At 60.9% G+C, this 18,839-nt stretch carries 16 protein-coding genes; 12 read left to right on the forward strand and 4 right to left on the reverse strand.

The window, feature by feature from the left end:
* Positions 1-60: 60 nt before the first annotated feature.
* Positions 61-1,296, reverse strand: a complete 1,236-nt coding sequence (locus GY791_20260; GenBank protein MCP4330732.1) for an amino acid ABC transporter substrate-binding protein — start codon at positions 1,294-1,296, stop codon at positions 61-63.
* A gap of 282 nt (positions 1,297-1,578) precedes the next feature.
* Between GY791_20260 and GY791_20265 the strand changes: the two genes are divergently transcribed.
* The 9 genes from GY791_20265 to GY791_20305 all read left to right on the forward strand — a co-directional run bounded on the left by GY791_20265 (position 1,579) and on the right by GY791_20305 (position 10,881).
* Complete coding sequence (locus GY791_20265) at positions 1,579-2,163, forward strand: carbon monoxide dehydrogenase subunit G (protein ID MCP4330733.1); 585 nt, start codon at positions 1,579-1,581, stop codon at positions 2,161-2,163.
* A gap of 170 nt (positions 2,164-2,333) precedes the next feature.
* The gene (locus GY791_20270; protein MCP4330734.1) at positions 2,334-2,804 is read left to right on the forward strand and encodes a (2Fe-2S)-binding protein; all 471 of its coding nucleotides are present in this window, start codon (positions 2,334-2,336) and stop codon (positions 2,802-2,804) included.
* 4 nt (positions 2,805-2,808) lie between these two features.
* On the forward strand, positions 2,809-5,178 hold the full coding sequence (locus GY791_20275) for a xanthine dehydrogenase family protein molybdopterin-binding subunit (GenBank protein ID MCP4330735.1): 2,370 nt from the start codon (positions 2,809-2,811) through the stop codon (positions 5,176-5,178).
* A 22-nt stretch (positions 5,179-5,200) separates the two neighbouring features.
* Entirely contained in the window at positions 5,201-5,995 is a 795-nt protein-coding gene (locus GY791_20280) for a xanthine dehydrogenase family protein subunit M (protein MCP4330736.1), read from the forward strand.
* A 102-nt stretch (positions 5,996-6,097) separates the two neighbouring features.
* Positions 6,098-7,015 (forward strand): MoxR family ATPase, encoded by a 918-nt coding sequence (locus GY791_20285; protein ID MCP4330737.1) that lies wholly within the window; start codon positions 6,098-6,100, stop codon positions 7,013-7,015.
* Between the two features lie 53 nt (positions 7,016-7,068).
* The gene (locus GY791_20290) at positions 7,069-8,247 is read left to right on the forward strand and encodes a VWA domain-containing protein (GenBank protein ID MCP4330738.1); all 1,179 of its coding nucleotides are present in this window, start codon (positions 7,069-7,071) and stop codon (positions 8,245-8,247) included.
* Positions 8,244-8,567 (forward strand): XdhC family protein, encoded by a 324-nt coding sequence (locus GY791_20295; GenBank protein MCP4330739.1) that lies wholly within the window; start codon positions 8,244-8,246, stop codon positions 8,565-8,567. Before GY791_20290 ends, GY791_20295 begins: the two co-directional genes overlap by 4 nt.
* Complete coding sequence (locus GY791_20300; GenBank protein MCP4330740.1) at positions 8,564-9,256, forward strand: XdhC/CoxF family protein; 693 nt, start codon at positions 8,564-8,566, stop codon at positions 9,254-9,256. The genes GY791_20295 and GY791_20300 overlap by 4 nt, the downstream gene beginning before the upstream one ends.
* On the forward strand, positions 9,253-10,881 hold the full coding sequence (locus GY791_20305) for an NTP transferase domain-containing protein (protein MCP4330741.1): 1,629 nt from the start codon (positions 9,253-9,255) through the stop codon (positions 10,879-10,881). The genes GY791_20300 and GY791_20305 overlap by 4 nt, the downstream gene beginning before the upstream one ends.
* Before the next feature lie 4 nt (positions 10,882-10,885).
* On the opposite strand, the gene GY791_20310 is transcribed toward GY791_20305, so the two are convergent.
* Positions 10,886-11,737 carry an alpha/beta hydrolase gene (locus GY791_20310; protein MCP4330742.1) on the reverse strand — a complete coding sequence of 284 codons (852 nt, stop codon included), beginning with the start codon at positions 11,735-11,737 and terminating at the stop codon, positions 10,886-10,888.
* An 86-nt stretch (positions 11,738-11,823) separates the two neighbouring features.
* Between GY791_20310 and GY791_20315 the strand changes: the two genes are divergently transcribed.
* Both GY791_20315 and GY791_20320 read left to right on the forward strand, forming a co-directional pair.
* Positions 11,824-13,107: a (2Fe-2S)-binding protein gene (locus GY791_20315; protein MCP4330743.1), complete on the forward strand. Its 1,284-nt coding sequence runs from the start codon at positions 11,824-11,826 to the stop codon at positions 13,105-13,107.
* Positions 12,723-13,538, forward strand: coding sequence for an adenylate/guanylate cyclase domain-containing protein (locus tag GY791_20320; GenBank protein ID MCP4330744.1), 816 nt, complete (start codon positions 12,723-12,725; stop codon positions 13,536-13,538). The genes GY791_20315 and GY791_20320 overlap by 385 nt, the downstream gene beginning before the upstream one ends.
* A gap of 10 nt (positions 13,539-13,548) precedes the next feature.
* Here the strand turns inward: GY791_20320 and GY791_20325 are convergent, their stop codons facing one another.
* The gene (locus GY791_20325; GenBank protein ID MCP4330745.1) at positions 13,549-14,022 is read right to left on the reverse strand and encodes a tetratricopeptide repeat protein; all 474 of its coding nucleotides are present in this window, start codon (positions 14,020-14,022) and stop codon (positions 13,549-13,551) included.
* A gap of 114 nt (positions 14,023-14,136) precedes the next feature.
* Complete coding sequence (locus tag GY791_20330) at positions 14,137-15,825, reverse strand: acyl--CoA ligase (protein ID MCP4330746.1); 1,689 nt, start codon at positions 15,823-15,825, stop codon at positions 14,137-14,139.
* A gap of 459 nt (positions 15,826-16,284) precedes the next feature.
* Between GY791_20330 and GY791_20335 the strand changes: the two genes are divergently transcribed.
* Entirely contained in the window at positions 16,285-18,633 is a 2,349-nt protein-coding gene (locus tag GY791_20335) for a xanthine dehydrogenase family protein molybdopterin-binding subunit (protein ID MCP4330747.1), read from the forward strand.
* Positions 18,634-18,839: the final 206 nt, after the last annotated feature.

The raw sequence follows: 18,839 nt of genomic DNA on the forward strand, positions 1-18,839 counted from the left end.
CTCATGTCAAGTCCGGACCGGGCGGCCTTCCAATGACCGCCCGGTTACCCAAATCGGAGCCTATCGGTCTTTCCAAGCTGGGCGCGGATATCGCAACTTGGATGACGCCCACTTGGTTGGCGCGACGACCATGAATTCGCCGTCCTGAACCTGGTACAGCACCATCGGCTTGGCGACGTTCTTGCCGGTCTCGTCAAAATCGATGTTGCCATAGAAGGTTTGCATACTGGTCTCGGCAAGGGCGTCACGCACCGCTATGGGATTGAGCGAGCCTGCTCTTTCGAAGGCATCGACGAAAGTTAGGACCGCGGCCGTCGACTCTGCCGCCTGATAAGGCGGTGCATAGCCGTATTCCGCCTCGAAGGCCTGGGCGTAATCCTCGGCGGTGCCGAACCAATCGTCCTTGTAGGACAGCGCGCGGTCCCACTGCGATGCACATAGCGTGTCCTCGGCCGCGGCGCCGAACTTGCCGATGATGTCGGCCGAATCGCAATGCGTCAGCGCAAGCAATGGCACATCGACCTGCATTTCCTGGATCTGTTTGACCGCCAGCGTGGCGCCTTTGGCGTGGCCGGAAACGACAAGAACATCCGGCTTGAGGGCCTTTACCTTGGTCAAGGTTGCCGACATGTCGTTGAGTTCGGGCGGCAGTTTGTCGTCGATCACGATCTGCATGCCGAAGCGATTGGCGTCGTCCATGACGCCGGCGCGCACGTCCTGGGAGAACGGATCGTTTTCGAACGCCATCGCAACTTTCAGCGACGATGGATCGCGACCTTCCGCTTCGGCCTTTTCCGCCGCCAAGGCGATCGCACTGGCCAGATACTGCTCCGACGTGGACAACACGGCGAATAGGTATTTGTAGCCATTGTTGAACAACGACCGCGATGCCCCGTTGCCTTCGACCATCGGGATTTTGTGTTGCTCGGTTACCGGCGCGATCGCTTTCGTCAGTCCGGAACTGTAGGGACCGAGGACAAACTTGACGCCGTCCTGGTTGATCAATCGTTCAGTCAATTGCGCACCGCGGGCCGGCGTCGATTCATCGTCGTAATATATGACCTCCAAATCATAGGTCTTGTCGCCGACCTTGACGCCGCCGCCCTCATTGATGCGCTTGATCGCCAGATTGTATCCCTTTTGGGTATGGGCGCCGTTGGTCGAGTATTTGCCCGTCTCGGAGACGGCCGCGCCGAGCACAATCGTGCCATCGGCCGCCATCGCCGTTTGGAAGCCCGAAACCACAAGGACAGTGAGGGCTCCGGCTACTATGCTCACTTTTCTAGGTGTAACCATCCTGTTCCTCCATCGGGTTTGAATCCCGGACTGCGCGCACGGGTCGATTCCCCAGTGATCCGTGCACCATATCGTAGGAAATCATCGTCGGATCGCATTATGTTCTACCCCGAGTCTTCGCCCGGGGCCACCGTCCCGCGATAATTTCCGCCGATCCAAACGAATCACGGCCGGCGGTCGGTAGCCGGATTGGATCAAGCTTCCCGCCGCCCGTGGCTTGCCCAACCGCATCGGCCCCGGTAGGTTCAATTCGATGGCTTGAGTTTGACACAGGTTGCGGAAATGGAAATCACCGGCGAGTACCGGATTGGCGTGTTGCGGCAACGGGTTTGGGAGGGTCTGAACGACCCGGAGGTGTTGAAACAATGCATCCCCGGCTGCGAGGAGATCAGCAAGACGTCGGATACCGAAATGAGCGCTCGCGTTCGCGCCAAGGTCGGCCCGGTCAGCACCAAGTTCTCGGGAACCGTAATCCTTTCGAACCTTAAACCGCCGGAAAGCTACACCATATCCGGCGAAGGCAAAGGTGGTGCCGCGGGTTTCGCAAAGGGCTCCGCCGATGTTGCCTTGGAAGAAGACGACGGCGACACGATCCTCCGCTATACCGCTACCGCCCAAGTCGGCGGCAAATTGGCCCAAATCGGCTCGCGATTGATCCAGGGCACGGCCGACAAGATGGCCAATGAGTTTTTCGCCAAATTTTCCGAGGTGGTGACCGCGGGCGCCGCGCCTGCTGCGGCGACCGATGTCGAGGCGGAGCAAGCGCCGCCCCAATTGGCCGACGCCCCACGCCGCGGCCTCAGCCCGGCGGTATGGATCGGCGGTGTGGTCGGCATCGTGATCCTGGTGTTGCTGATCTTCGGTTGACGCCCGGCCGGTGATCGGGCGGCGGTGCCGGCCTTGTCTCGAATCGCACGGTGCCATAGGGCGGACGCCTCGAAACACCGCCCTTGACGCCTCTGCTAACGCCTTTAGACTTCGGGTCATAGTGGAACGCGCGCCGCCAGAAGCTGCGCGCCGAATATGGGAGGAAATCGATGTCGGTCACCGTATCGATGACGGTGAACGGCAAGGCCATCTCGGCGGAAGTCGAGGCTCGCACCTTGCTCGTTCAATTGTTGCGCGATGAACTCGAATTGACCGGAACGCACGTCGGTTGCGACACCAGCCAGTGCGGCGCATGTGTCGTTCACGTCGACGGCAAATCGATCAAGAGCTGTACCGTCCTGGCCGCCCAATGCGACGGCGCAGAGGTGACCACGATCGAAGCTCTGGCGACCGGCGACACGCTTCACCCGATGCAGGAAGCGTTCAGAACGAACCATGGCCTGCAATGCGGGTTCTGTACGCCCGGCATGGTGATGAGCGCCCTGGATTTGGTGGCGAACAACCCCGATCCCTCGGAAAGCGAGGTGCGCGACTGGCTGGAAGGCAACATTTGCCGCTGCACCGGCTACCACAACATCGTCAAATCGATCCTCGATGGCGCAAAGGCGATGAGGAGTTAGGATCATGCATGAACATGCAATCGGATTGCCGGTCACGCGCAAAGAGGATTTTCGCTTCCTGACCGGACACGGCACCTATACCGACGATATCAACCGCCCCAACCAGGTCTACGCGTACATCCTCCGCTCCCCCCATGCCCATGCGGCGATCAAGAGTATAGACACGAGCGCGGCCAGCGCGGCGCCCGGCGTCATCGCAATCTTTACCGGCGCCGATTGGGATGCCGGCGGCGTGCCTTGCGGTTGGCAGGTGAACAGCAAGGACGGCTCGCCGATGAATGAGCCGCCACACTATCCGCTATGCAAGGATCGCGTCCGTCACGTCGGCGATCAAGTCGCGTTGGTCATCGCCGAATCCCTGCCCCAGGCCAAGGACGCCGCGGAGTTGATCGTCGTCGATTACGAGGAATTGCCGGTCGTCATCGACATGGAAAAAGCGATCGCCGGGGACTCGAACCTGGTCTGGGACGAGGCACCGAACAACCTTTGTTACGATTGGGAGATCGGCGACGAGGCCGAGATCGACGCTGCCATCGCCGGGGCCGCCCAGGTCGCCGAGGTCGAAATCGTCAATAATCGATTGATTGCAAACGCGGTCGAGCCGCGGGCGGCGATTGGCGAATACGCCCGCGGTACGGGACAATATACGCTTCATACCACGAGCCAGAACCCGCACGTCATCCGATTGCTGATGGGTGCGTTCGTCCTGCAATTGCCCGAACACAAGCTCCGCGTCGTGGCTCCCGATGTCGGCGGAGGTTTCGGCTCCAAGATCTTCCACTATGCCGAGGAGGCGCTGGTCACCTGGGCCGCGCCCAAGGTCGGGCGCCCGATCAAGTGGACCGCCGAACGAAACGAATCCTTCATCTCGGACGCCCACGGCCGCGATCACGTCACGCGCGGCAAGTTGGCGCTCGATGCGGACGGCAATTTCGTCGCCATGAAGATCAGCACCATCGCGAACATGGGCGCCTATTTGTCGACCTTCTCGACCTGTGTGCCGACCTATCTCTATGCCACGCTGCTGGCCGGCAACTACACTACGCCGCAGATCCATTGCAATGTCCGCGCCGTGTTTACCAACACGGTCCCCGTTGACGCCTACCGCGGCGCCGGGCGGCCGGAGGCGACATATGTCGTCGAGCGCCTGGTCAACGAGGCATCCCGGATCACCGGCATCGATCCGGTCGAGATCCGGCGACGGAATTATATCAAGGCCGATCAGTTCCCTTATCAGACGCCGGTCGCGCTTATGTACGACATTGGCAATTACGAGCCGACTATGAGCAAGGCCATCGCCGCGGCGGACTATGCCGGCTTCGAGGCCCGTCGCGCCGAAGCAGCGCAGCGCGGCATGCTGCGAGGCATCGGTGTTGCCAGCTATATCGAGGCCTGTGGCATTGCACCGTCGCAGGTCGTCGGGTCGCTTGGCGCGCGGGCCGGGCTGTACGAATGCGCCAAGGTTCGGGTGCACCCGACGGGATCGGTCACCGTGTTCACCGGGTCCCACGCCCATGGCCAGGGCCACGAGACGACCTTTTCCCAAATCGTTGCCGATCGGCTTGGCATCCCCTTCGAAAATGTCGACATCGTCCACGGCGATACCGACAAGATACCGTTCGGGATGGGCACCTACGGCTCCCGCTCTTTGGCGGTTGGGGGCTCTGCGATCTACAATGCGATCGACAAGATCATCGCGAAAGCGACGGTGATCGCGGCCCATCTGCTGGAAGCGTCGGAGCAGGACGTCGAATTCGTCGACGGTCAGTTCCGCGTCGCCGGCACCGACAAGACATTGGGGCTCGGTGACGTGTCGCTGGCGGCTTACGTCCCTCACAACTTCCCCGAGGAACTCGAGCCGGGACTTGAAGAACAGGCGTTCTACGATCCGGCGAACTTTACCTATCCGGCGGGGACCCACATCTGCGAATTGGAGATCGACCCCGATACCGGCGAAGTCGAGATCGTCAGCTTCGTGGCCGCCGACGACTTTGGCCGCATTATCAATCCGATGATCGTCGACGGGCAGGTCCATGGCGGTCTGGCCCAGGGCATTGGCCAGGCGCTGCTCGAAGGCTGCGTCTACGATCAGGATGGCCAGCTTCTCACCGGTTCGTACATGGACTACACCATGCCGCGAGCCGACAACTTGCCGGCCTTTCAGGTCGAGACCAGTGTCACCGAGTGCACCCACAATCCGTTGGGCGTGAAAGGCTGCGGCGAGGCCGGTGCGATTGGCGCTCCGGCCGCAACCATGAATGCGATTCTCAATGCCTTGTCGCCCCTGGGAATCACCGACCTGGCGATGCCGGCGACACCACATCGGATATGGCAGGCAATTCGCAGCGCGACGCCGGCCGCCGCCGCCGAATAGGCGGAGCGAGGGAGAACGGACGATGTATGATTTTCAATACCACAAACCGAGCGATCTGGCGGCGGCGGCAAGCCTGTTCGGGCAGGCGGAGGATGGCCTGCTGATGGCCGGCGGACAGACCTTGATCCCGACCCTCAAGCAGCGGCTTGCACAACCGAGCGACGTTATCGATCTCGGTGCAATCGACGGCTTGGACGGAATCACTCAAGATGGCAATACCATCGTCGTCGGCGCAATGACCACACACGCCGAGGTCGCCGGCTCAGATATCGTCGCCGGTTCGATTCCCGCGCTCGCTGATCTCGCCGAAGCAATCGGCGACCCGCAGGTGCGGAACCGAGGTACCATGGGCGGGTCGATCGCGAACAACGACCCGGCCGCCGACTACCCCGCGGGGCTGGTCGGCCTGGGGGCGACGATCACCACCACCAATCGCCAGATTGCCGCCGATGATTTCTTTACCGGCATGTTCGAGACGGCGCTCGATGGCGGTGAGATTATCACTTCGGTTTCGTTTCCGATTCCGACCCGGGCGGCCTATATGAAATTGCCGAATCCTGCTTCCCGCTATGCCATTGTGGGAGTCTTCGTGGCCCAATCGGACGACGGCGTCAGGGTCGCCGTGACCGGTGCCGGTCCGTGCGTGTTCCGGGTCGCCGAAATGGAATCGGCGTTGGCGTCGAATTTCTCTGCCGACGCGGTCGCGAATATCGAGATCTCGCAAGACGGGTTGAATTCGGACATCCATGCCGGCCGCGACTACCGGGCCGCCATGGTCACCGTGATGGCAAAGCGGGCGGTGGCCAAAATAGGCTGACCGTCGGCACATTCGGACCTTGCTAGAGGGGCGATCCCACGCCATCTAAAAAGTGGGTTCGCCCCTTGATTCTTGCACTTCCGAAAGAACGGTCAATCGGCCATGCGACTACCGGATGACATCGGCGCAACCAAGCAGCTTCTCCAGGAGGGCGACTATATAGCCGACCGGTCGTTGGCGACCGCCGTATTCCTGGCGCTAAGTCTTGAACGCCCGCTGTTCCTCGAGGGCGAGGCGGGAGTCGGCAAGACGATGGTCGCGACCGTGCTCGCGGAGACCCTGGGCCGCCGGCTGCTGCGGCTGCAATGCTATGAAGGCCTCGACGTCGCTTCGGCCGTCTACGAATGGAATTATTCGCGCCAGATGATCGAAATCCGGCTCGCTGAAGTGGCCGGCGACGTCGATCGCGAACGACTAGGCAAGGACATATTTTCGCAGGAATTTCTTATCGAGCGCCCCCTGCTCCAGGCCCTTGAACCGCACGACGGCGGACCACCGGTGCTGCTCATCGATGAACTTGACCGCGCCGACGAACCGTTCGAGGCGTATCTGCTCGAGGTCCTGGCGGACTTTCAAATCTCGATCCCGGAAATTGGCACGATCAAGGCCGATCGGCCGCCGATCGTCATCATCACGTCGAACCGTACACGCGAAATTCACGACGCACTCAAACGACGTTGCTTTTATTACTGGGTCGACTATCCGACCGCCGAGCGCGAGCTCGAAATACTCAGACTCAAGGCGCCCAACGCCGATATCGCACTGAGCCGACAGGTGGTCGGTTTCATACAAAAGCTACGCGGCATGGACTTGTTCAAGCTGCCCGGCATCGCTGAGACGATCGACTGGACGAACGCGCTGACCCAATTGGACGCCTTGGCCCTCAATCCTGAAACGATCAACGATACCCTCGGCACCCTGCTGAAGTACCAGGATGACATCGCCAAGATCCGGGGTAGCGAAGCCGCCAAGATTCTGGACCAGGTCAATATGGAACTGGCGGCGGAACGCAAAGGGTGAGCGAGCGCCTCGACAACGAAAGCGCCGAGGGCGGCAAGCTCGTCGCCAATTTGATGCATTTTGCACGCGCATTGCGCGCGGCCGGTCTACCGATCGGTCCGGGACGCGTCCTCGACGCGGTGCGCGCGGTAGAAACCGTCGGCATCACCAATCGGCAAGATTTCTATTGGACCCTCCACGCGGTGTTCGTAAATCGCCACAGCCAGCGTGAGTTGTTCGATCAAACCTTTCACCTGTTCTGGAAAAATCCGCAAATCCTCGAAAAAATGATGTCTCTGATTCTGCCGGAAATCCGCGGAACCGAAGACGCCGACGCGCGTGATCGCGCGAGCCGCCGGGTGATCGAGGCGCTTCACGGTGGCAGTGAACCCGAGCTCGACCCTGCGGACGAATACGAGGTCGAATTCGACGCGGCACTCACCTATTCGCCTGCGGAAATGCTGCAACGGATGGACTTCGAGGAAATGTCGGCGGCTGAAATCGAAGCGGCGAAAGCGGCAATCCGCCGCATGCGCTTGCCACTCCACCAGGTCGCGACGCGGCGATTCCGGCGCGACCCGTCGGGGCCGCGGATCAACATGCGCGATACCCTGCGATCGGCCATGCGTTCCGGCGGCAGCAGCATCCCCTTGATCCGCAAGCGCCAGCGCCAGCGGCCGCCCGAACTGGTCGTTCTGTGCGACATCTCGGGCTCCATGAGCCGATACTCGCGCATGCTGCTTCATTTCATGCATGCCCTGACCAACGACCGGGACCGGGTCCACACACTGCTCTTCGGCACCCGGTTGACCAACGTCACGCACTATCTGCGCGAAAAGGACGTCGATGTTGCGCTGGATCGAATCGGCGAGGTTGTCGAGGATTGGTCCGGCGGAACCCGGATTGGGCACTGCCTTCATGAATTCAACCGCGACTGGTCGCGCCGCGTCCTGGCCCAGGGTGCGGTGCTCTTGTTCATCAGCGACGGTCTCGACCGCGACCCCAGCTCCGGCCTGGAAGCGGAAATGGAGCGCCTGCATAAGTCATGCCGCACCCTGATTTGGCTCAATCCCCTGCTCCGTTACGAAGGGTTTGAGCCACGCGCGGCGGGGATACGGGCGATTTTGCCGCATGTTGACCAATTCCGTCCGGTGCATAATTTGGAATCTTTGGAGCAATTGACCAAAGTCCTAGGCGAGCCGGTTTCGCGGCGTGCCGAAGGCGTCACGCAATGGCAGCGGAAAGCAGCATGAATCAGGAACGCCATGACACGCTCGATCAAGCCGCGGCCTGGCATGACGCCGGTCATGGCGTGGCCTTGGCGACCGTCGTCAAGACTTGGGGGTCGTCGCCGCGGCCCGTGGGGAGCCAATTGGCCGTCAATGATCGCGGCGATTTCGAGGGCTCGGTTTCGGGCGGATGCATCGAGGGGGCGGTGGTGCTCGCGGCGCTCGACGTAATCCGGGACGGCGAGGCTCGGCGGCTCGATTTCGGCGTTACCAATGAACAGGCATGGGAGGTCGGCCTGGCCTGCGGCGGCAAAATTGAGATCTATGTCGAGCGGCTGGAATGAGACGCGCCATCCTTGACGAAATACGCCGCGCACGGGACGAAAAGCGTGCCGTAGCGCTCGTCACAAACTTAAAGTCAAATCAGCAATATACTAAATATCTTATTGATTTAAAAAAAAATAACTCGGACATAGAATCGTATTTGGAAGCGGCATTCCGGTCCGATAGTGGCGGCGTATTTGCCGGCGAAGACGGCGACAATTTCGTTCAAATCATCAATCCTCCCCTGCGCCTGGTGTTGATCGGCGCGGTTCATATTGCCCAGGCCCTGGCGTCCATTGGCGCAGTGGCCGGTTACGACGTGACCATCATCGATCCACGGCAATCGTTTGCCAGCGATGCCCGTTTTCCCAACGTTCAGATTTGCACCGACTGGCCGGACGACGCGCTTAACGCCCTCGACTTGGACCACCGTACGGCCATCGCGGTTTTGTCTCACGACCCCAAATTGGACGACCCGGCGCTATCGGTCGCCCTCAAATCACCCTGTTTCTATATTGGCGCTCTCGGCAGCAAGCGCACTCACGCGGCCCGCGTCGAACGACTGATCGAGGCCGGGTTGAGTGATGATGATATCTCCAGGATACGCGGCCCTATCGGGCTGGATATCGGCGCCAAAACGCCTGCCGAAATCGCTGTTGCGATCATCGCCGAAGTCACGCGAGCCTTGCGCCGGGAGGGCTCGCCTTGAAGTTCGACGATATTTCCCTCGACGACGCCTTGGGCACCATCCTTGCTCATAGCCACCGCCTTGGTGACCGTGTGCTCAAGAAAGGCCACGTTCTGTGCGGCGACGACATTACACAGTTGAGCCGCGCCGGTGTTTCCCGAGTTATCGCGGCCAAACTCGAGGATGGGGATGTTGGCGAAGACGAAGCAGCCGCTCGCCTCGCCTCTGCGATCGGCGAGCCCGGCCTCAAACCGACGGCGCCCTTTACCGGGCGCTGCAATCTGGTGTCCGAAGGCGCCGGACTACTGGTCGTCGATCGCGACGGACTCGACCGGTTCAACCGGGTCGACGAATCGATTACGGTCGCGACTCTCCCGCCATATTCGAAGATTCGCGCGCGCCAGATGGTCGCAACCGTGAAGATCATTCCCTTCGCCGTTCGGAGCGACGCCCTGGAACGCTGTCTCGAGATCACCACCGAGAGCCAGCCGCTTATTCGCCGGCAGCCCTATATTTCCCATCGCATCGGCCTGATCCAGAGCCGTCTGTCCGGGTCGCAGGATAAGCTCCTCGATAAGACGCTCGACGTCCTGACGGCACGTGTGAAATCGCTCGGCGCAACGATCGAGGAGGAAATTCGATGCCGGCACAACGGTGCCGACGTCGATGAATCGGTGCGCATGCTGTTGCACAAAGGGTGCACGATGATCCTCATCGCGGGGGCGTCTGCCATCGTCGATCGTCGGGACATCGTGCCGGCCTCCATCGAACGGGTCGGCGGCACGATCGAGCATTTCGGGATGCCCGTGGACCCCGGCAACCTGCTACTGCTTGCCCACCTCGGCGATGTTCCCGTTATCGGACTCCCGGGCTGCGCCCGGTCGCCAAAGTTTAATGGTCTCGACATCGTACTCGAACGACTGTGCGCGGGATTGCCCATTACCGGGCGCGATATCATGGATCTCGGGGCCGGTGGCCTGCTGAAAGAAATGGCCGATCGGCCGCAGCCGAGAGAGAACCTCCCCTTAGAAACGGGTTCGGAAATGCCGCGCGTGGCCGCGGTGGTCCTGGCGGCGGGCCAATCGCGCCGAATGGGCGAGATCAACAAACTGCTCGCCGAAATCGACGGCACGCCGATGGTTGCCCGCGTGGTCGACACCGCGTCCGCCAGTGACGCCGACCCCATCGTCGTTGTTGTTGGCCACGAGGCCGAGTTGGTCCGATCTGTGCTTGGCGGGCGTAGTCTGCGCTACATTGAGAACCCCGATTTCGCCGACGGCCTCAGTTCCTCGCTTCGTGCCGGCATAGGCGCATTGCCCGATGATGTCGCCGCCGCATTGATCTGTCTGGGCGATATGCCCCGCCTTACCGCCCCCCAATTGAACCGGCTGATCGCCGCCTACGATCCGATGGAAGGGCGCGCGATCTGTGTCCCCACTTATCGCGGCAAGCGTGGCAACCCGGTGCTCTGGGACCGGCGATTCTTTGCCGACATGGTGGCGCTATCCGGCGATGTCGGCGCGCGCCATCTGATCGGCGCCAATGCCGAGGTCGTGGTCGAGGTCGAAATGGACGATGACGCAGTTCTGATTGATGTCGATTCGCCGGCCGCGCTGACCGCACTCGGCAAGACAGATCGACGTTAGAACGTCATGCGTTCTCTTCGGTTTGGGGCCGCGCCGGATGATCGAGCAAATTTGAAGACAGCGAGCGCTGCAGGAACTGTAGAATCACTTTGACCGCGCCGTGATCGTAGAGATCGTTGTGATCTGCCTGTTTGATAAAGACCCCTTCCTTTGGTTCCTGCGCCGCCTCGAATAGACGGCGTCCGAGTTCCACCGGCACAACCGAATCATGTTCGCCGTGAAAAATCAGGATTGGCACTTCGAGCCGCCCAATCTTGGACGCCGAATCGAACCGGTCGGCGACCAACCAGTCGGTCGGGTAAATCGGAAACCGTTTGCGGGCCACGCCGACAAGGGATGAAAACGGCGCCTCGAGAACGAGCGCCCGGGCCTGGCGTTCGATCGCCATCTGAACGGCGACCGCGCTGCCAAGAGATTCCCCGTAGAGTATGACCGATTCCGCTTCGAAGCCCGTTGCGGCAAGGAGATCGAGCGCAGCCCGCGCATCGGCGTAAAGGCCTTCCTCGCTCGGCGCGCCGCCGTTGCCGCCATATCCTCTGTACTCGGCCAAGAAGACGCCATATTCGGCATCGATAAAGGGACGCACCTTGGCGGCGCGATGGCCGATATGCCCGGCGTTGCCATGGAAAAATACGATCACCGGAGCATCGCGGTCGGCCGGGGGTTTGAACCAGCCGTACAAGTCGATGCCATCCTCTGTCCGGTACGCGACCTCCTCCATATCGGTGGCGCCGAATTCGGCACGCGAAGGCTCGCCCGTGCTGGGCACATAGATGAACTTGCGCTGGAGCAGATACAACGCCGTACCCACCACGACATAGACGACCAGCGCCGTCGTAATGATTGATTTCAACAAGCCGCCTCTCCGGTCGCGCGCCGACGGCGGGAAAATGCGGATGCCGAGCCCTTACCCTGACCTACGACTTCAACTAGCATGCGGCCATGAACGACGTCTCCGTTACGGCGCCTCGGCGACCGACGATTCGCCAAATTCGGCTGTTCACGGGTATCGTCCTGTTCGTCTATGTGACGACCCATTTCCTCAATCATGCCCTCGGTTTGATCTCGCTTGACGCGCTTGACGCCGGCCGCCGCGTGTTCATTGCCGTATGGCGGAATCCGGTGGGGACGATCCTGCTCTATGGGTCGCTCATCGTCCACTTCGCGCTCGCCTTGCAGGCGATCTACGCCCGCCGTCGGCTGAATCTGAGGGCGTACGAGTGGGTGCAGCTGCTGCTTGGACTTTCGGTACCGTTCATCCTCGCGCTCCATGTATTCGGCACAAGAATGGCGCACGAGGTTTACGGGGTCGATGACAACTATGTCTACGCGCTCCTCGTGCAATGGCATTTCTCGCCTCAGATCGGGATCCAACAAATCGTCCTCTTTGCGATCGCTTGGATCCACGGTTGCATGGGCCTTCACTTTTACTTTCGTTTGAAGCGTCACTATGCGCCGCTCCTGCCCTATTTGTTCGCCGGCACGCTTTTGGTCCCGACTTTGGGGCTTCTCGGTGTCGGCGTCGCCGCCGACCAAGTCACAACTCTAGCACAGGATCAAGAATGGCTGGATCGGACCCTCGACAACCTAAACCCTCCGGGAGCCGAGGGCGTTCAATTCGTATACGACAGCGCGGCCATAGTGTGGGGTGTTGTCATCGTTTTCCTGGCGCTGGTGATGATCCTGCGCGCTTTGCGCCGGTGGCAGGAACGCCGCAAAGGCCTCATTCGAATCACCTATCCTGGGAATCGCAAAGTCGAGATTGCGAGCGGTCCGACGCTGCTCGAGATTAGCCGCCAGCACGATATACCCCACGCTTCGGTTTGTGGCGGGCGGGGCCGGTGCTCGACCTGCCGGGTCAGGATTGGAAACGGCCTCGATCAGTTGGAACCTCCGGCTTCTACCGAGGTCGCCGTGCTGGAGCGGGTCGGCGCGCCACCGAATGTTCGACTGGCCTGCCAGACGCGCCCGACCACCGATATCGAAATCACGCCATTGTTACCGCCAACCGCCGGTCCGCGTGCCGCACGGAGCAGGTCGGCGTATCTCCAGGGCGGCGAACGCGAAATCCTCATCCTGTTCGCGGTCTTCGCGCCTTCACCCGTTTCGCCGAGCACAAGCTCCCATATGACGTGGTTTTCGTCCTCAACCGCTACTTTGCCGCCATGGGAACGGCGATCGAAGATGCCGGCGGTCATGTCGATAAATTCATCGGCGACGGCGTGATGGCGCTGTTCGGAATTGAAGCCGATATCGAAACGGCGGCACGGCAGTCGTTCACCGCGATGCACAATATGGCCGCCAATCTAGGGGAGCTGAACCAGCTTCTCTCCTCCGACCTGGTGGAGCCATTGCGGATTGGGATCGGCGTTCATGCCGGGACCGTCATTGTCGGCGAAATGGGATACAAGCACGCCGTGTCGCTGACCGCGATCGGCGACGCCGCAAATACGGCAAGCCGACTCGAAGCGCTGACCAAGGAACTCGGAGGCCAGGCGGTGATCTCCCAAAAGGTCGTCGATTATTCGGGTTTCGACCTGACGGTTTCAGCAGTTCATGAGGTTTCGATCCGTGGGCGTCGAGAACCCATGCGCGTGCACGCCATCGAGGACGCCACCCAACTCAATGTAATGAGCGCAGCGACCGCCGCGCCGTAGCGTCGGCGGATCAGCTCTGCTGGTTGCTGCTCCTGAACGCCTCTATTTTTTCCTCGAGCTCGTCGTATTCCTCGCAGCCGAAGAATCCGCAGGCATCATCCAGCACTTCGAGCCGTTCCTCGGCGGCGGCCAAATCTCCCTGTTCGAGGTAAAGCTCGCCAAGATACTCGTTGGCGCCCTTGTGTTCCGGATCGACTTCCAAGGCGCGCAGGTAATAGGTCTTCGCGATCTCGTACTGGCCCAATTTGCGATGGCTGTAGCCGAGGTAATTGAGCGCGTCCGCGCTCGTCGGGTCACTTTCGACGATTTCCTCGAGCGTAGGGACGGCCTGGCCGTAATCCCCGGCATCGACCGCTTGCGCTGCCTTATCGAGAGGGCTGTCGGGGCGCGAACGGGCCGTGTCGGCCGCCCACGAGAAACTGCTCCCCGCAACCAATAGAATAGCTAACAGTGGGACAGCAACCGGCGTCTTCAAAATGCCCATTGTCAACTCCCTGGTTCCAATCACCCCAATTATGACCAATTTGGCGATGCCGTGAGTGCACATTTTCGTGAATCGGGCAGTGGCGTCGTCCGCTTTGCCGCGAAGATCAACAACTTAGCGCTTGAGCGGGCTTATAAATACGTTGCCGCCATGCAGGATTGCGCCTTCGCGGGCCAGTCGTCCGCCGACTACCATATCGCGAAGTCGGGCATAGGCCATGCGGCCATCGACGGTTCGCGGCAGAACGCCCGGCTTGACGAGCAGGATCTCGTCCGGTGGCAGTCGCATCGCCGATTTCACCGCGGCCGAAATGTCGTCCGAGATTTGACGCATCTGATCGCGAGCCTCGCCGGCCTTATGCGAAACCTCGGCAACCACAACCAAAGACTCCGAACCATCCTGTTCAAGCTCGTCGGCCGGCCGGCCGATCGCCGCCAAAGCCTCAACGTTTTGCACGTCTTCCGCCGCTTCCTCGACTTGGCGCGGCAGCAGGCTGCGATGCGCTAGCCGAATGATTTCATGATCGCGACCGAGCACGAACAAACGCCCGTCGCTATCAAAATAGCCGAGGTCGCCAGTATGGAACTCGCCATCAACCTGTTTATCACCGGTTAGGGCGGGTTGATCGAAATACGATTCAAAGAGCATCTCGCCGCCAACGACAATTTCACCGATCTCACCAACAGTCCGGTCGGTGCCGTCGGGACGAGCAACTCGGACCGCAATCCCGGGGATTGCCTTACCACTGTCGATTATGCCATTTCGGTCGGCCTCGATATCACCGCCGTCGCCGATTGCGACCGCCCCCACCGTTTCGACCAAACCATAGGCGGGTCGGACCACGTCTTCGAGCCCAAACCTCGTTTCGAAATCACGCATGGTCGTCGCACGTGACGGCTCGCCGTACGACACCACCATTCGCAACGAATCGATCTCGATTCTTTCCCAAAACCGAGCACCGGCGAGAATTTTCAAAAAAGAGTCATTGCAAATCATCAGTGTCGGTTCGTGTTCGGCCACGGCGCGCAGCCATCTCTCGGGAGCACGCTCCGGAAGTTGCCGGTGAATTACGCGGCACCCGACGACGAGGGGCAAGAAGACGAACCAAGCCAACGCCTTGCCATCGAATAGGGGGAATTGGGCAGCGATCGTATCGGCGGTTGAAACTTCAAGATGGTCCGCCGTGGCGTTGCACCACGCGATGATCTGGCGCTGCTTGAAAGTCACGCCATGGGTCCCACCATCGGTGCCGGGAGAAAGCACCAAGACCGCGAAATCATCGCGCGACGGAATGACGTCGCTGACACGAAGCGATTGGGTTTCGTTAAGTATTTCGCCCGGAGTCCGGACGCGAATTCGGCTATGCACCCGGCCATTTTCCTGATTGAGGGCCGGCAACAGGCGCTCGCTCGCGACGGCGAGCTCGGCACGAACATCGCGCAGACGGCGAATCGTGGCCGGCGCCGGCAACTCCGGATTGACTACCACCGGGGCCGCGCCGAGCATTTGAATAGCCACGATGTAGCGAATGAGCTCGGGACCGGAATCGAGGACGAGTGCGCACCTGCCGCCACGGTCGACGCCTCGAACGAACAGATTTTTTGCTATCCGCCGGGCGTCGGCCAACAGTTCTCCGTAGGTCAGCGTGCCATCTTCGAAATTGAAGGCCACCCGATCCGGCGTCTCGAGCGCGTGATGCTCGAGAGCCTCTATAAGCGTATCGTATGGATAGGTTCGATCATCCTCGACGACGCGTCGGCGCGCTCGAACGAGGGGTTGTCGGTGGATCGTTTCCGATGTCAATGCGAAGCCATCTGTTAAATCTTGGGCTCGAGTTCCGATATGGCGTGTTGCTTACCCGAGTTCCGATTTCGGGACAAGGCAACAATGGCTTGGTTGCCATTTTGATGCAAAATGACAATCGTGAGTCATTTATTTCCGTTTCTTGCCCGGCCGAGTGGCCGATTAGGCTCCAAGCACGGGATCGGTTGGTTCGAAACCGTATCCTACCAGATCGATCGGCAGGACATTTTTTTGGGATCGCCGAGAACCGGCGAAGCGGCGGCCGAGTGCCGCGCCTGGCGCGAATCGGGCCCTGGGGCAGGCATTCAGCCCACTGACCGCCGCGGATTTTGACGCTCAACCGGTCTGAACGCACAAAACTCACGTATTCGCCATTGCTACAAAGTCAGTCTGGCATTAGTTCCCTAATCCCGATCGCGATTCAGCGATTGCCGCCGGTTCAAGCAATCAGGAGCTTCCATGTCCGTAAAGCGATTCGGCATCGGTCAATCGGTCGTTCGCCGCGAAGACGAGCGTTTCCTGACCGGACGGGGCCGATACCTCGATGACATCAACTTCGATGGCCAACTCTATGCTCATGTGCTGCGCTCGCCCCACGCCCATGCCGAAATCAGGGATATCGACCATTCGGCGGCCGCCGGGTTGGCGGGTGTCGCCGCCATCCTGACCGGCGCAGACCTCGAACTCGACGGCATCGGCGTCATTCCGACGGGCAGTTCGGTGACATGCCGCGACGGCAATCCCAACTTCGTCCCGCCGCGCCCAGCCTTGGCACAGGGTCGTGTCCGCCATGTCGGTGAAGCTGTCGCCGTGGTCTTGGCCGACTCTTTTGAAACGGCCCGCGACGCAGCCGAGCAAATCGCCGTCGACTATGCCGAGCTCCCACCAGTGGTGGCGACGGATTCGGCGATGGCGGAGGACGCGCCGCGCATCTATGACGGCGCTCCGTCCAATCTGTGCCTGGACTGGGAGAAGGGTGATCGCGAGGCAACCGACGCCGCGTTCGAAACCGCCAAGCGAACGGTTTCGCTCGAATTGGTCAACAGCCGCGTCATCGTCAACCCGATCGAGCCGCGCGGCTGCCTTGGTATCTGGGACGATGACTCCGATTCATTCACCCTCTACAACGCGGGACAGTCCGGGCACGGTATTCGCCGCATGCTGGCGTCGGATGTCTTCAAAATCCCGCTCGAACGGCTGCGAGTGATTTCTCCGGATGTCGGCGGAGGCTTCGGGACCAAGAACTTCGTCTATCCGGAACAGGTCCTGGTGCTGTGGGCGGCGCGGCGGCTGGGACGGCCAATCAAATGGATCGCCGAGCGAACGGAAGGCTTTGTCAGCGACACCCAGGGCCGCGATCACGTCATGCGGGCCGAATTGGCGATCGCCTCCGATGGCCGATTTGGCGCCCTGCGGATTTCGACAATCGCGAATATCGGCGCCTACGTATCGACATTCGGCGCGGCGATCCCGACCTCACCCGTCGCCGTGGTCCTCGGCGGCGTCTATGACATCCCGGCGGTCTACTACAATGTGCGCGGCGTATTCACCAATACCGTCCCGGTCGACGCCTATCGCGGCGCCGGCCGTCCCGAGGCCTCATACGCCATCGAACGGCTGGTCGATATGGCGGCCATGGAACTTGGGGTCGACCCGATCGAGTTGCGGCGGCGAAATTTTGTTAGCCCCGACAAGATGCCCTATACCACCGCTATGGGCAGCACGATCGATTGCGGCGATTTCGAGAAGGTTCTCGATCGGGCAATCGACGAGGCGGATCTCGTCGGCTATCCCGAACGGCGGCGGATGTCGGCACAGGCAGGCCGCATGCGGGGAATCGGTATTGCGTGCTATTTTGAAGCGACGCTCGGCATGCCCAACGAGAAAAAGGAAATTGTGTTCGAAGAAGACGGCGGGGTCGCTGTGCTGGCGGGCACCATGTCCAACGGCCAAGGGCACGAGACGACCTATGCCCAGATCATCCACGACCGGCTGGGCATACCAATCGAGGCCATCCGCTTTGTGCAGGGTGATACCGGGCTTGTTTCGACCGGCGGCGGGCATGGCGGCTCGCGCTCAATGGAAACCGGGGGCAATGCATTGTTTGCAGCGGCGGCGGTCGAAAGCAAGGCCAGGGAGATCGCCGCGTTTCATTTCGAGACCGTCGCGTCGGATGTGGAGCTTGTCGATGGCGTATGCCGCGTGGTTGGGACCGATCTTGCGATCGGCCTGCGTGACCTCGCCGCGCTGGCACGCGACCCGAGCCGGATACCGGCGGACATGGAACCCGGCCTCGACTCTATCGGGACCTATGAACGGCAAGCCAATACCTATCCCAACGGCTGCCATATTGCCGAGATCGAAATCGATCGGGAATCGGGCGTGCCGCGTCTTCTGCGATACACCGTCGTCGACGATTTCGGCACTTTGCTCAATCCGCTGATCGTGACCGGTCAAATCCACGGCGGTGTCGTTCAGGGCATTGGACAAGCGTTGCTGGAGCGAACCGCGTACGACGGATCGACCGGGCAGCTCCTGTCGGGCTCGTTCATGGATTACTGCATGCCACGGGCGGACGACCTTCCCGCCATCGATGTGAGCTTTCGACCCGTGCCGACGGCTCTCAATGCGCTTGGTGTCAAAGGCTGCGGTGAGGCCGGCTGTATCGGCGCCCTTCCTGCCACGATCAATGCGGTCGTCGATGCGCTTCGTCCCTTGGGTGTCCGTCACATCGATATGCCGGCAACGCCGGAACGGATATGGCTGGCGGTCAGGGAGGTCCCTGCCACCGGCCGCACAACGGCCTGATCATGGCCGAAATTCGTCGGTGACTCGACTTGCCTGCGTTTTCGATTTGGCCCGGTATGCGTGACGGCTCGGCCATCGATTGGGGAGCTGGGCCCGGCCGCAGAATCGGCGGAACTCAAAGGCTTGTCTCGCCAACATAGGCGTGCTGCCATAATCACCGTCCAAAATGGCGAGGCTCTCCATTTCCAACCAATCTCTTACCGCTC

It is taken from the genome of Alphaproteobacteria bacterium (genome assembly GCA_024244705.1).
Lineage (GTDB): Bacteria > Pseudomonadota > Alphaproteobacteria > JAAEOK01 > JAAEOK01 > JAAEOK01.

What these genes read in the sequence shown, in the direction of transcription:
- GY791_20260 (MCP4330732.1), bottom strand. Translation starts at nt 1,296, where the DNA reads ATGGTTACACCTAGAAAAGTGAGCATAGTAGCCGGAGCCCTCACTGTC.
- GY791_20265 (MCP4330733.1), top strand. Translation starts at nt 1,579, where the DNA reads ATGGAAATCACCGGCGAGTACCGGATTGGCGTGTTGCGGCAACGGGTT.
- GY791_20270 (MCP4330734.1), top strand. Translation starts at nt 2,334, where the DNA reads ATGTCGGTCACCGTATCGATGACGGTGAACGGCAAGGCCATCTCGGCG.
- GY791_20275 (MCP4330735.1), top strand. Translation starts at nt 2,809, where the DNA reads ATGCATGAACATGCAATCGGATTGCCGGTCACGCGCAAAGAGGATTTT.
- GY791_20280 (MCP4330736.1), top strand. Translation starts at nt 5,201, where the DNA reads ATGTATGATTTTCAATACCACAAACCGAGCGATCTGGCGGCGGCGGCA.
- GY791_20285 (MCP4330737.1), top strand. Translation starts at nt 6,098, where the DNA reads ATGCGACTACCGGATGACATCGGCGCAACCAAGCAGCTTCTCCAGGAG.
- GY791_20290 (MCP4330738.1), top strand. Translation starts at nt 7,069, where the DNA reads ATGCATTTTGCACGCGCATTGCGCGCGGCCGGTCTACCGATCGGTCCG.
- GY791_20295 (MCP4330739.1), top strand. Translation starts at nt 8,244, where the DNA reads ATGAATCAGGAACGCCATGACACGCTCGATCAAGCCGCGGCCTGGCAT.
- GY791_20300 (MCP4330740.1), top strand. Translation starts at nt 8,564, where the DNA reads ATGAGACGCGCCATCCTTGACGAAATACGCCGCGCACGGGACGAAAAG.
- GY791_20315 (MCP4330743.1), top strand. Translation starts at nt 11,824, where the DNA reads ATGAACGACGTCTCCGTTACGGCGCCTCGGCGACCGACGATTCGCCAA.
- GY791_20325 (MCP4330745.1), bottom strand. Translation starts at nt 14,022, where the DNA reads ATGGGCATTTTGAAGACGCCGGTTGCTGTCCCACTGTTAGCTATTCTA.
- GY791_20335 (MCP4330747.1), top strand. Translation starts at nt 16,285, where the DNA reads ATGTCCGTAAAGCGATTCGGCATCGGTCAATCGGTCGTTCGCCGCGAA.